The sequence below is a fragment of the Afipia dichlorophenoxyacetatis genome, assembly GCF_055386385.1.
In genome coordinates this window covers 1,576,176-1,588,713 of the sequence record NZ_AP029250.1, presented here as the reverse complement: position 1 = coordinate 1,588,713, position 12,538 = coordinate 1,576,176, and the positions used below count along the sequence as shown (strand labels likewise).

General features: G+C 59.2%; 11 protein-coding genes. 4 read left to right on the top strand and 7 right to left on the bottom strand.

Annotated elements, in window-relative coordinates:
• Positions 1 to 147 precede the first annotated feature (147 nt).
• Positions 148 to 1,326 (top strand): tetratricopeptide repeat protein, encoded by a 1,179-nt coding sequence (locus ACZ5C3_RS07330; protein ID WP_464036475.1) that lies wholly within the window; start codon positions 148 to 150, stop codon positions 1,324 to 1,326.
• Positions 1,327 to 1,350: 24 nt separating this feature from the next.
• Here ACZ5C3_RS07330 and ACZ5C3_RS07325 read toward each other — a convergent pair whose 3' ends face one another.
• The 4 genes from ACZ5C3_RS07325 to ACZ5C3_RS07310 all read right to left on the bottom strand — a co-directional run bounded on the left by ACZ5C3_RS07325 (position 1,351) and on the right by ACZ5C3_RS07310 (position 5,445).
• Positions 1,351 to 2,724, bottom strand: coding sequence for a carbohydrate porin (locus ACZ5C3_RS07325; protein ID WP_464036473.1), 1,374 nt, complete (start codon positions 2,722 to 2,724; stop codon positions 1,351 to 1,353).
• 12 nt (positions 2,725 to 2,736) lie between these two features.
• A complete protein-coding gene (locus ACZ5C3_RS07320; RefSeq protein ID WP_464036471.1) occupies positions 2,737 to 3,768 on the bottom strand; it encodes a transporter in 1,032 nt (343 codons plus the stop codon).
• 106 nt (positions 3,769 to 3,874) lie between these two features.
• The gene (locus tag ACZ5C3_RS07315) at positions 3,875 to 4,648 is read right to left on the bottom strand and encodes an acetoacetate decarboxylase (RefSeq protein WP_464036469.1); all 774 of its coding nucleotides are present in this window, start codon (positions 4,646 to 4,648) and stop codon (positions 3,875 to 3,877) included.
• A gap of 14 nt (positions 4,649 to 4,662) precedes the next feature.
• Positions 4,663 to 5,445: a 3-hydroxybutyrate dehydrogenase gene (locus tag ACZ5C3_RS07310; protein ID WP_464036467.1), complete on the bottom strand. Its 783-nt coding sequence runs from the start codon at positions 5,443 to 5,445 to the stop codon at positions 4,663 to 4,665.
• A 290-nt stretch (positions 5,446 to 5,735) separates the two neighbouring features.
• On the opposite strand from ACZ5C3_RS07310, the gene ACZ5C3_RS07305 reads away from it, so the two are divergent.
• On the top strand, positions 5,736 to 6,896 hold the full coding sequence (locus ACZ5C3_RS07305) for a patatin-like phospholipase family protein (RefSeq protein WP_464036466.1): 1,161 nt from the start codon (positions 5,736 to 5,738) through the stop codon (positions 6,894 to 6,896).
• Between the two features lie 163 nt (positions 6,897 to 7,059).
• Here ACZ5C3_RS07305 and ACZ5C3_RS07300 read toward each other — a convergent pair whose 3' ends face one another.
• Positions 7,060 to 7,821 carry a bestrophin-like domain gene (locus ACZ5C3_RS07300; RefSeq protein WP_464036464.1) on the bottom strand — a complete coding sequence of 254 codons (762 nt, stop codon included), beginning with the start codon at positions 7,819 to 7,821 and terminating at the stop codon, positions 7,060 to 7,062.
• 255 nt (positions 7,822 to 8,076) lie between these two features.
• Between ACZ5C3_RS07300 and ACZ5C3_RS07295 the strand changes: the two genes are divergently transcribed.
• A complete protein-coding gene (locus ACZ5C3_RS07295; protein WP_464036462.1) occupies positions 8,077 to 8,712 on the top strand; it encodes a hypothetical protein in 636 nt (211 codons plus the stop codon).
• A 249-nt stretch (positions 8,713 to 8,961) separates the two neighbouring features.
• Here the strand turns inward: ACZ5C3_RS07295 and ACZ5C3_RS07290 are convergent, their stop codons facing one another.
• Together ACZ5C3_RS07290 and ACZ5C3_RS07285 are read right to left on the bottom strand one after the other, a co-directional pair.
• Positions 8,962 to 10,584 (bottom strand): inorganic phosphate transporter, encoded by a 1,623-nt coding sequence (locus ACZ5C3_RS07290; RefSeq protein ID WP_464036460.1) that lies wholly within the window; start codon positions 10,582 to 10,584, stop codon positions 8,962 to 8,964.
• 199 nt (positions 10,585 to 10,783) lie between these two features.
• Entirely contained in the window at positions 10,784 to 11,275 is a 492-nt protein-coding gene (locus ACZ5C3_RS07285) for a MarR family winged helix-turn-helix transcriptional regulator (protein WP_464036458.1), read from the bottom strand.
• Positions 11,276 to 11,391: 116 nt separating this feature from the next.
• Here ACZ5C3_RS07285 and ACZ5C3_RS07280 point away from each other — a divergent pair, with 116 nt between their 5' ends.
• On the top strand, positions 11,392 to 12,537 hold the full coding sequence (locus ACZ5C3_RS07280; protein ID WP_464036456.1) for an efflux RND transporter periplasmic adaptor subunit: 1,146 nt from the start codon (positions 11,392 to 11,394) through the stop codon (positions 12,535 to 12,537).
• Position 12,538: the final 1 nt, after the last annotated feature.

The window sequence follows — 12,538 nt, the reverse complement described above, 5'->3', positions numbered from 1 at the left end:
GTAAAGCCCGCCTACGCGGCATGTGGCACCCTGACGCGGAGCTGTTTGTGCTGCTATGCAGTTTCCGCCAGATGGTGCAGAATCCGCATCGAATTTTTGACCTGAGCGCCGGTTGCGCCGATCCCAATTCTGGATTGGAGGCGAGCCATGAGTGTGAAGTCAGACACGTTCGCGGGAGCCGAGGACGCAACGCTGCACGTGCGGCATGCGTTGCCAGCGAGCGTTGCCCATGCCCTGCATTGGTTGGCCAGTCGGCTCGACGAACCCATCCAGCTCGAGACACTCGCGACGGTCGCCGGTGTGCGGCCGCGCACGCTGGAAGCGCACTTCAGACTTTACCTCGGCACCACCCCATTGGGCTGGGTGCGGCGCATGCGGCTGGCACGCGCGCGACAACAACTGTTATCCGCTGACACCAGTGCGAACGTGACCGACATTGCCACCGCCAACGGGTTCAATCAGCTTGGCCGCTTTTCCGCGCACTACCGCGAGCAATTCGGCGAACTGCCATCGGACACGCTCAAATCCGTTCGCGGACAGATGGCAGGCAATGACGATATCGTCGATGAAGCGATGCGCCTGAGCTGGCGAGCCTTGGGCTCAGCCTTCATGGTGGGACCGCAATCCTGCAGTGCGGCGCTGGAAGACGCCGAACAGGCGCAAGAGCTCGCGCCGCACTATGCATTGCCGAAAGCGATTGCAGCCTGGTGCTGGGGCCAGCGCGCGGCGCACAACTTCAACAGCACCTCGCAGCTTGATCGCGCGCAGTCGCAAAAATTCGCCGACGAAGCGGGACAGCTCGCCCCGCATGATGCGCTGGTGCTGAGCTTGTGTAGCGGTGCGCTGACGCTCAACCGCAAACTCAGCGCAGCCGACCAGCTGATCGAACGTTCCTTGACGATCGAGCCGTGGTCACCATGGGCGTGGCTGCGGCGTGGTTGGCTGTCAGGCTATCTTGGAGACGACAGCGCCGCGCTGCGCGAACTTCAAATCACGCTGCGCCTGATGCCATTCGAGCCGGTGCGCCATCTGGTCTTCATCGGCATCGGCTGCGCCCATTTCAACGCGGGGCGCTATGACCGCGCCATCAAATGGATTCAGGATGGCATGGCGGCCGGGCCGGAATCGTTCTGGGCTGAACGCGTGCTCGTAGCGGCCGCAGTCCATGCGGGCGCGCGGGACGAAGCGCGGCGTTGCGCGCTCAAACTTCTGCACAAGGACAAGGATCTCACGGTGAGCACCGCGCGCGATGCGTGGCCGTTCACACCTGCCTTCATGGAACGGCTGAGCGATGGCCTGGTGACCGCAGGCGTGCCCAGGAGATAATCGTCACGCCGGAGCTAAGGCCGTTCAGTAAGTGATCGTCGAGCGGAAGCCCAACACCGCCGCATCCTTGATACGATGGGTTTGGGTCGGATCGTTGGGGTCGACGATGCCACCGCCCGGATGGAAGACGTATTGGAAGACTGGCTGCACTGTCCAATTGTTCTGGACTTCCGCCCCATAGGTCAATTCAAAGACGGCCTCGTAATCGCGCACCGGACTTGTGATACCCGTAAACATATTCGTATCGCGATCAGCCTGGCGTGCCGCGTCCGAAATCTTCGCATAAGTCATTGCGACGCCGATCTTGTCGTTGGGCCGCGCATCGCTGAAACCGGTGAACAGGAAGCCGCCATCGAGGTAGAAGCTGATCAAGTTGCGGTCGGATGGACTAATCGACGAACGAATAAAGAAGGCGGCTCCCTTGTCCGGGCTCGATGTCGCACGCGCAAACATCTGCTCATAGACGCCAAAGATACCCTGATTGCCGCGCAGCTTCTGCGGCTCGCCCGAGCCTGCGGGATCGGCCAGCAAAAGCCCGCCGACCGCATAACGCATATCGTTGAATTCACCGAAGTGCTTCCACGCGCCGCCGGTGATCGTCCCCGGCAGTTTGCCCTCGCCAAGATCGAACTTGTATTTGAGCTGCCCGATCATCCAGGCTGGGTCGTTGACACGGAACAGAACGCCATGTGGATTGGCGAGCTGTGGGTCCAGTGGGCTGTCCGGCGGCGCGGCATCACCATCAAAGATCGCGGCATAAGCCGTAATGCTGTCCGACAGCTGTGCTTTGACGCGAACACCGGGCACGGCGAGCGGCGGCGATGGTCCGCCTGCAAGAAGATTGATGCCGGTGATGCCGGGCCACCCCAGTGCGGAATTGGTGAAGATGTCGTCGTACTTGCTGTCGAAGAATTCGACATCCGACGCCTGCTGCCCGACCTTCACCAGCAATTTGCCATCGAACAGCGACTGTTCGATCCACAGCTCATAAAGGCGCGTGGCCGGTAGCGCCTCGACACCGCTGACCAGCATCAGGTTGCCGACATAGTCGCTCGACAATCCCTGCCCGTGGATCTGGTACATGTTGGCGTGGAACGTCGCACCAGTCCAGCCGATCACCTTCTCAAGATCGACATCCATGCCGAGATCGAGGCGCCCGGTGTAGATCGTGCCCCGACGCATACCGCCGGTCGGATTGCCGAACACTTCGGCGATATAGGTTGCGCTGAACTGGATGCCCCAATCAGCCAGAATCTCGCGCGGGCTTTTCGTCTTGGCCGCGTTCTTCTTCACATCCGAGATCGGAAGATCAGCGGCCGATGCAACCTGCTGCGCTCCTATCAACGCGGCAGCAACGGCGGCGATAGTTCGCAGCGATTTGAGTAATCGACTCTGCACAACCGCCCCGGATTATCTCATGATCCCGAGGCGTTTCATGATGTAGTAGGCAGCGGCCGACGATCCGATGATCATGGCGCCTGCCCACAAGAATCCGGAATCGACATCGGTCAGCGGCAGGCCCTTGGTATTCATACCGAAGATGCCGGTGATCAAAGTCGGCGGCAGCAACAGTGCAGTCAGCACCGACAGCAAGTGCAGGCTCTTGTTGCTCTGCTCCTCCATCTTGAGCTGCAGTTCTTCCTGAAGCAGGCGGCTGCGCTCACGCATCTCGACAATCGTGTGATCCAGCGCATCGAGCCGCTGCGCAAGCTTCCCCGCCCGCAACCGCACGGCCGGCTTCAACACCTCATCGCCTTTCTCTTCGAGACGGTGGAAAGTGAAGCGCAGGCCCGACAACTGACGATGCAGCCGCACGCAAGTCCGCCGCAAGCGGCCGAGATCCTTGCGCATGTCGACTGTGTCATCGGACAACACCCGCTCCTCGATCCCGTCGAGATCCTGCTCGACACGGTCGGCAACGCGTTCCATGGTCTCGGCGACATACTCGACAATGGTTTCGAACAGTTCCGCAACGCTTCCGATGCGATGCCCGCTTTCCAAGATGCGGCGCGTGGCATCGACAGAGCACAAGGCTTGGTAACGGCCGCTGAACAGCAGCCGCTCGGTCATGATAAAACGCAGATAGCCGGTTTCTTCGGTGACGCGGTCGATGGCGCGCAACAGATCCGAGATGACGCCGTAAACGGTGTCATCGGCCGTGTGCATCTGCTGGAAATTGTCCTTCGACAGGAACAGGGCTTTGGCCGGGCCTGGCAGATCGAGGGCCGACGTGGCAATCCATTGCTCGGCGCGGATGTCAGCCAGATTGAAGTGCAGCCACAGCAGGCCGTCGCCGCGAATGTCGACCGGCTGCTCGATATCGAGCGGTTCGGAGCGACCATCGGCATGAATGCGAAATGCCCAGACCAGCCCCGGAATCACGGCAGAAGACGCCGAATGGTCGATCGATACGTTCGACGTACTTAATGCTTCCGCTTGCACAGCCTGCCCCAGTCAGAACTCATGACACATCGGATGGATGCCGCCATACCACCCGGATACCGGCCAATATGACGACACTTCCGTTACAGCCAGATGTCAGGCCGCCTTATTCAGCGGCTTCGGCGAGATCGGCCGCCTCTTTGTTGTAGTCGTGCACCACGCGGCCGTAGGGCAGCGTCAGGTCGGCCACGAAATGCTTCGCGCCAATCACGCGGCGAACCGGAAAATCGGCGACCGGCGCATTCACGTGCGGGACAAGATGCAGACGGCCCGGCCCGAACCATGAGCCCTTCACGGTGATGTCCGTGAGATTGATCGCGACCAGTTGGGCGACCTCGGCACGTCCGTCGACGCCGGGGATCAGCTTGAGATTGATCTGGGTCTTCGACAGCGTCTTGAGCGTCTCTTCGCCGTTGTGTGCCATCGCGCCGTGCTTGTAAGCCATGGTGCCCAGGGCCACTTGCTGCCCGGCATATTCCAGCGTGCCGGTGAGCGTGTCCTTCACGATGTCCAACTTCGGATGAGCGTACTTCTTGGGGAAGCCCCAGATCTCACGGCCCGCCGCGATCGGCGGATCATCATCGAGATACATCTGGGAAACGAAATTCACTTCCTCGCCGTGCAGACGGGCGGGAATGACAAGCCCCGACTCCGTGTAGCAACCGAAGCCGGAGGAATCCGGCATCTTGATCCATTCATAATGCACGATGGGCTGATCGATCGGCTCCAGCGGCTCAGGCAGGCCGGCGCGGATCAGATCAGGATCGGTCTCGTAGGTGATGACCAGGAATTCACGGTCGATGAAACGGTACGGCCCTGCAGGGTAGCTGGGACCGGCGGCCGGCATCGAGGGAAGTCTGAGAACGTCTTCCTTGCGCATCGGGCTTTTCCTTTTCAGTGAGCAGTCCAGCCGCCGTCAACAGGCAGCGTGATGCCGGTGATGGATTTGGCGTTGTCAGTGCAGAGGAACGTCACCACCGCGGCCAATTCTTCCACGGTGACGAAACGCTTGGTCGGCTGCGCCGCGAGCAACACATCGGAAATCACCTGCTGCTCGGTGATGCCACGCGCCTTGGCCTGCTCGGGGATCTGCTTCTCAACCAGTGGCGTCATGACGTAGCCGGGACACACCGCATTGACGGTGATGCCCTGCTCGGCGACTTCGAGGGCCGCAGTCTTGGTGAGACCAGCGATACCGTGCTTGGCCGACACGTAGGCCGATTTGAATGGCGAGGCCACCAGTGCGTGCGCCGAAGCGATATTCACGACGCGGCCCCATGAGTTCTTCTTCATCGCGGGCAAAGCCAAACGAGTCGTGTGGAAGGCACTGGAGAGGTTGATCGCGAGGATCGCATCCCACTTCTCGATCGGGAATTCCTCGATCGGCGCGACGTACTGGATGCCTGCATTATTGACCATGATGTCGACGGAGCCGAATTCATTCTCCGCCTGCGTGACCATGTCGGCGATGTCCTGCGGCTTGGTCATGTCGGCGGGGCTGTAGAGCACCTTGATGTTGTGCTCCCCCGCGAGGTCGGAGCGGATTGCTTCGATCTCATCCGCATTGCCGAAGCCGTTCAGCATGATGTTGACGCCACTGGCCGCAAGGCCGCGCGCAATGCCAAGGCCGATGCCGCTGGTTGAACCTGTGACGATGGCGGATTTTCCGGACAACATGCTAATCGACCACTCTGGGCTGGCTGCCGAAATCGGGACCCCTCTCCGCAACCGGCAGCGCGGTTAAGGAGCGGTAACTTTTAATGCACGACAGCTAGCGGGGCTCTTTGACAGCGATGTGAGACAATTCCTTCATGCCGATGACAAGCGCCCAAATCCTTTAATCATCGCCATGAAAATGGCCCGCCGAGCGCGCCGCAAACCGCGTCTGTCACGACAGCGTCACCGCCTGTCTGGAATCTGAGGCTGAACCGGATACCGGAAGACCAAAGAGCAGTGGGGCAAAAGTCATGGACGCGCGTACACCTGATACCGACACCTTCATAACTCCTGGCTGGCGGCCAGACCGCTGCGACCGCGTCGCGCTGGTCCTACAGGGCGGTGGCGCACTCGGTGCTTATCAGGCCGGCGTCTACCAGGCGCTGCACGAAGACGGCATGGAGCCGGACTGGGTGTGCGGCGTCTCCATCGGCGCGATCAACTCCGCGATCATCGCAGGCAACCCGCCGGAGCGGCGCCTTGAACGGCTGCGCACGTTCTGGGATCGCATCACCAGCCGCAAAGTGTGGCACTACACGCCGGACGGCGACGTCTATCGCAAGGCACGTAACCTCACGAGTTCGTTCCTGACCACCACGCTGGGCCAGCCCGGCTTCTTCAAGCCGCACGACGTCAATCCCTGGTTCAGCGCAGCCGGCGCAAAGACCGCTACCAGCTATTACGACACTGCTCCGCTGCGTGAGACGCTGCTCGAGCTCGTCGATTTTGATTTGATCAATTCACGCAAGATGCATTTTGCCGTCGGCGCCGTGAACGTGCTGACCGGAAACTTCCTCTACTTCGACAACAAGAAAGAAATCATCGAGCCAGAACACGTCATGGCGAGCGGCGCGCTGCCGCCTGCCCTGCCCATGGTGAAGATCGGCACCGATCATTTCTGGGACGGCGGCATCGTGTCCAACACGCCGCTACAACATCTGCTCGACCAGGAAGACAAGAAGAATTCGCTGGTGTTTCAAGTGGACCTGTTCAATGCCCGCGGCGTGCTGCCACGTGACATTCAGGAGGTGATGGCCCGGCACAAGGACATCATGTATTCCTCACGCACGCGCTATAACACCGACGTCTACAAGCGCATGAACAACCTGAAGGCCGACTTCTACAAGGCGCTTGTGAAGATTCCCGAAGATCAGCTGTCGGACCATGAGCGCATGCTGCGCGACAAGTTCGCCGACCTGCCGGAAATCACTATCCTGCAGATGATCTATCAGCAGAAATCCTACGAGGGTGATTCCAAGGATCACGAATTTTCAGCGACTTCGATGCGCGAACACTGGGCGAGCGGCCTTGAAGACACCCGCCGCACGCTGAAGCGCCGCGACTGGCTGGCTATTCCGGAGGACGGCATGGGCATCGTGGTGCACGACGTGCATCGCGAGCGGGACTACTAAATTCTGCAGAGATAAGACACGGCCCAAACCCGATCAGCGCTCCAACGCGCTGATCGGGTTGGCTTCTGTCTGAATTGACCTGATTGCGGTTGGGCGTTTGCAACCGGCTGGTCAAACCCACGCCGAGCATTTTGCGAAGAGTGATCTTTCCCTCGCAACCCCATCAAGTGCTCAGCGCAGGAAGCACATCTTTGAGATACTCCTTCGGTATCTGCATCAGACCCGAAAAGGGATGCGTCATCTCGATGATAAGAAACAGGCTACTGGAAACCGAGAGTGCGAACACCAGCAATGCCGCGAACACCAACGTACTCTGCTCGGCGAACAGGCCAAAGCTCGCGAAGATCACCGTCACCCAAATTATCAGCACGATGAGAAACGGTATTGGAATTGAGCTGTCGAGACGCGTGAAGATCGCGAGCCGGACACGCGCGATCTCAAAGCTCGTGTCGATGATCCGCGACTTCAACGCCCGCTGCTCATCATTCTTCGGCGACAACGCGTCGATCGCAGAATAGAATTTTCCACCAACTTGACTCGACGAAAATGGCGAAACCTGCGTGGACGAGCGCGCCCCTTCCTGCCAGATCCTGTCGACCATCGTATTGACCGCCTCACGTGTGAAGCGGCGAAGATCATCCGCCTCAGGACCGTATTGCACCATCAACTGATCCACGAGGATCAGCTGTGCTGCGAGCGTTCTGACATTGGTGTTCTGCGTGTCGTAAGATGTTTTGGCCGACGCCGTCATCAGACCGAGCACAAGGGCAGCCAACGTCCCGACAAGTCCCGTACCGAGTTTGATGACTTCCTTGGATTCCGTATCGAGTTGCCCATTCGGCACAAGAGAGCGAAGCAATCTGCCGAACGCAATTCCAATGCTCATCGCCGCGAACGAAATCAGGAAAACCTGAGCGGAGGTCATTCAAGCCTCATACAATCATCACGGTACGGGAGTAGTCTCGCGTAAATCCCCCAGTTACAGGTTCCGGCGCGCTGCTCTCGCGGAAGTTGCTTCGCCTGAAATCTCAGCATGCCTCCGGATCCAAAACGACTCAACAATCAAAAATTGGCGCGCGAAAACGTGTTCCCAGTGCGGCGGGCCCTGCTATCTCCCGCAATCCACAGGGAAAAATCAAGGCGGTTGCGAGGACTCACCCCTGGAAATACGATGCGCCGCATGAGGGTTCCACCAGTGATTCATTCGCGTACGACAGCATCGCTGACTGTTTTATTCGGCCTGTGCCTTGCGTTCTCTCCGACGCAATCACGCGCTGAATGGTGGAAGATTTACGCGCCAAAGGATTATGAGGACTGCGCCACCAGCGCGGAGCAACCCGGCCTCAGCAAGCAGGACAAGGCGAAGATTCTTTCCGACTGCGACGCCAAGTTCGCGGGTCGCCGTAAGCCCGGCGGTGGCTATGCGTATTTCGACTTTATGCAGAACCGCAGCTTCGATATCGCTGGTCCGAATCCAACGCCGGAAGAGTTGAAGAAGATGGACCAGGAGTATCTTGGCTACCTGGAAGACCGCCGGCACGAAGCGGTTGTCGCTGCGGTGGCTCAACCGCCCGAACCGATTGAGCTGCCGAAGGCCATCCTCTCTCCGCCGAAGAGTGTTGCTGCGATCGCCTCACCAACACCCAAACCTCGCCCTGCGACTGCGCCTCCCCGTGCCCGCAAGGAAGCCGTGTGCAAAGCCGATGCGCTGTCATGCGGATGGGCAAAGATCACAACGACAGTGCACGACCTCTTCCAACCGCCGCAGCAACATAAGCCGGCACATAAGAAGCCTCTTCAGCAAGCCGAGCGATAGCTGGCTTGATCAACAAGTCTCCACAGCGGGCTTCCTCTTTTCAGAATATCCCAACAATCGACACGCTTGACGTTGACCTGTCATGCGCGGTCACCGTTGCGCGCCATCGTGGATGATGGTCTCCGCAATCCTCATCACACCGTGAAAACAAGATGCCCGGAAAACAAAATGCCCGCGCCAATGGCGCGGGCATTGAGAGTATTCGCTGAACTGCGAACAGTGGGCGCGGCAATTGCGCCCGCTGTCGGATCAGAACAGGTGCGAGAACACGAAGTACAGACCCGCCGACAGCGCGATCGCTGCCGGAAGCGTCAGTACCCAAGCCATGACCATGTTGCGGATGGTGGACATCTGCAGGCCCGAGCCGCTCGCGGCCATCGTGCCAGCCACGCCGGACGACAGCACGTGCGTGGTCGAAACCGGCAAGCCGAACATGTCGGCAGCACCGATCGTCGCCGCGGCAACGAGTTCAGCCGACGCACCCTGCGCGTAGGTCAGGTGGGTCTTGCCGATCTTCTCGCCGACCGTCACAACGATACGCTTCCAGCCGATCATAGTGCCGAGACCGAGCGCGAGAGCGACCGCGACCTTCACCCAGGTCGGGATGAACTTCGTGGCGGCATCGAGCGAGCCCTTGTACGCGTTCAGGGTGGCGATCTCTTCCTTGTTGAGTTCGCTTTCCTTGTCCTTCATCAGGAAGCGAAGCGCTTCAGACGTCAGGTACATGTCGTTACGGGTGTTGCCGACGGCTTCGGCAGGCACCTTGTTGAACGAACCGTACTTCTGCACTTGATCGCCAACATCCTTCACCAGCACGGCCAGCGACGGATACGTGCCTTCGTTGATCGTGTGCAGCGACACGTACTGCGTCACAGCCGGGCGCGGATCACCGATGATGCTGTGGCCGGCGCCCTTGGCGGAGATCACCTTCGAGGCCGCTTCCGAGGTCTGCTGGAACTGCTGCACCATTTGAGCAGGCAACGTGCGGTTCAGCGCATATGCCGTCGGAACGGTGCCGATCAGGATCAGCATGATCAGGCCCATGCCCTTCTGACCATCGTTCGAACCATGCGCGAAACTGACGCCGGTGCAGGTCAGGATCAGCAGACCGCGGATCCACAGCGGCGGCGCTTTGTTACCATCGGGCGCAGCGTAAAGCGCCGGATTGCGAATGACGAACTTCAGCACGACCAAAAGAATCGCGGCACAGACGAAACCAACCAGCGGCGACAGCAGCAATGCGTAGCCAATTTCGGTGGCCTTGCTCCAGTCAACGCCTGAGGTGCCGTCGCGGCCGCGCATCAGCGCGTTGGCGACGCCGACACCGATGATCGAACCGATCAGCGTATGCGAGCTGGACGCCGGCAGACCGAAGTACCAAGTGCCGAGATTCCAGACGATGGCGGCGATCAACAGCGCGAACACCATCGCGAAACCGGCGCTGCTGCCGACCTGCAGGATCAGCTCAACGGGCAGCAACGAGACGATGCCGAATGCGACCGCGCCAGTCGAAAGGAGAACGCCGAGAAAGTTGAAAAAGCCGGACCACATCACGGCGACTTCCGCCGGAAGCGAATGGGTGTAAATGACGGTTGCAACCGCGTTGGCGGTATCGTGGAAGCCGTTGACGAATTCAAAGCCGAGGGCGATCAGCAGGGCAACGAAGAGCAGGATGTAAGGAAGAAACGTGGTGGTCTTCACACCTGTGGCTTCGACGTCTTCGTAGATGCTGTAGGCGACAAAGAGCAGTCCGGCTGCGAGGATGCCGAAGAAAATCAGCATTGTCAGCGGGTTGAAGCCTTTATCGAGGTTTGGCTTGGACGCGGGTTCAATAATCCCGCCGTCGACTTGATTGATCGAAATATCACTCATTAACGCCCCCTTTATAAATGAGAGGCGTCTTTAATGACCGTTTACCTTGAAGGTTGAATGACACCACCACTGGGTTGCACGGCTTTGTGCACTGCAAAAGCGAAGTGTGAGATTCTCGTCACGCCCTCATGTTCACGGGACGACTGTGACAAATCCTATCTCGCGATCCGATATGTCGGGACCAGCCAGAAACCTGTCTTCAGGCCTTTGCCCGGTTACGCCGAACTTTGGATTGATGCTCGACTTCGGGGGCAGGTTCCGTGCCTCCCTTGACGTGCGACTTAACCGCAGCGAGCGTCTCCAGCCCTGATTCAATGGCACTTTCTGAAACGCCGTGCAGCACATCGCTCGCGATGTCGTCGCGCAGGCTATCGAGGTCGTCGACCAGTTGACGGCCCTTCGGGGTCAGGAACAGCCGATTGGCGCGCCGATCATTCGGGTCTGGCCTGCGCTCCAGCAGCTGCGACTCGACGAGACGGTCCAGCAAGCGGACCAGCGAAATCGGCTGAAGCTCAAGCACATCTGCGAGATCGACCTGAGATAACCCCTCCTGCTGCCGCAATCGGAAGAGTACTATCCACTGGGCGCGCGTGGTCCCACGCCCTTTGGCGCGGTGGTCGATATAGTTGCGCAAGAGTCTCGAACTTTCAATAAGTTGCGCAACAAACTGCCGCTTGAGATCCAGGCTCATGATCCGGCTATCCGAGACCTTTCAAACAATTAATGGTGAGCCTGCATACTATTTGCACGCTTATCAACTATAAAAGACATATTGGGTACGTTGTCGGAAAAGCAATTGGGTTAGGCATGGCAAAGGGTCGCATTTCTTTTATGGGTTATTTCGGCTTGGCAGCCGTTGTCGCTGTCGGCGGCTATGCTGTCTGGCCGAAGCACAAGGACGACAAACCGAAGGCCGCCGCGCAGACCGTCCCGGTGACCGTCGCACAGGTTTCCAAGGCTGACTTCCCTGTCTACCTCACGGGACTTGGAACCGTGCAAGGCTTCAACACCGTCACCGTGCGAACCCGTGTCGACGGACAGATCGACACGATCAACTTCAAGGAAGGTCAGTTCGTTAATAAGGGCGACTTGATCGCTCAGATCGATCCCCGCCCCTTCCAGGCCGCACTCGATCAAGCGATCGCGAAGAAGAACCAGGATGAAGCGGGCCTCGGCAACGCCAAGCTCGACCTGCAGCGCTCCACCAAGCTCGGCGAGTTCGCGACGAAGCAGACCGTCGACACCCAGACGACAAACGTACAGCAGATCACGGCACAGCTCGCGGCTGACGACGCGGCCATCTTCAATGCACGCACGCAGCTCGACTACGCGAGCATCAGGGCCCCGATCTCTGGCGTGACTGGTATTCGCCAAGTCGACGTCGGCAATATTGTCAATGCGGCAACGCAGACCGGTATCGTGACTATCGCTCAGATCGAACCGATCTCCGTGATCTTCACTGCGCCTGAAACCCAGCTCCCGGAAATCAAGCAGGCGCTTAGCCAGCATGAACTGCAGGTCACAGCGCTGACGACAGACGGACGCAAGGTACTGTCCGATGGAACTTTGTCGCTCATCAACAATCAGGTCGATACCACGAGCGGAACAATCCGCCTCAAGGCAGAGTTTGCCAACAAGAATCACGCCTTGTGGCCGGGTCTGTCGGTCTCGACGCGGCTCCTGGTCAATACTGTTAAGGACGCGGTCGTGATCCCTGATGACGCTATCCAGCATAGCCCGAAGGGGTTGTACGTTTACGCAGTCGGCGACGGCAATAAGGCCGAACTTCGTGAGGTCAAGGTCGGACAATCCACTGAGGGCCGAACTCTCGTCGAGAGCGGATTGAAGCTCGGTGAGCATGTCATTACGAGCGGCCAATACCGCGTTCAGCCGGGATCCCTGCTGACAACCACTGTCGCAAGTTCCGGGCAAACATCGGTGAAGGCGGACTAAG

Excerpts from the sequence above, each read along its gene's own strand:
- ACZ5C3_RS07330 (WP_464036475.1), top strand. The coding sequence starts at position 148 with ATGAGTGTGAAGTCAGACACGTTCGCGGGAGCCGAGGACGCAACGCTG.
- ACZ5C3_RS07315 (WP_464036469.1), bottom strand. The coding sequence starts at position 4,648 with ATGCGCAAGGAAGACGTTCTCAGACTTCCCTCGATGCCGGCCGCCGGT.
- ACZ5C3_RS07310 (WP_464036467.1), bottom strand. The coding sequence starts at position 5,445 with ATGTTGTCCGGAAAATCCGCCATCGTCACAGGTTCAACCAGCGGCATC.
- ACZ5C3_RS07305 (WP_464036466.1), top strand. The coding sequence starts at position 5,736 with ATGGACGCGCGTACACCTGATACCGACACCTTCATAACTCCTGGCTGG.
- ACZ5C3_RS07300 (WP_464036464.1), bottom strand. The coding sequence starts at position 7,821 with ATGACCTCCGCTCAGGTTTTCCTGATTTCGTTCGCGGCGATGAGCATT.
- ACZ5C3_RS07295 (WP_464036462.1), top strand. The coding sequence starts at position 8,077 with ATGAGGGTTCCACCAGTGATTCATTCGCGTACGACAGCATCGCTGACT.
- ACZ5C3_RS07290 (WP_464036460.1), bottom strand. The coding sequence starts at position 10,584 with ATGAGTGATATTTCGATCAATCAAGTCGACGGCGGGATTATTGAACCC.
- ACZ5C3_RS07285 (WP_464036458.1), bottom strand. The coding sequence starts at position 11,275 with ATGAGCCTGGATCTCAAGCGGCAGTTTGTTGCGCAACTTATTGAAAGT.
- ACZ5C3_RS07280 (WP_464036456.1), top strand. The coding sequence starts at position 11,392 with ATGGCAAAGGGTCGCATTTCTTTTATGGGTTATTTCGGCTTGGCAGCC.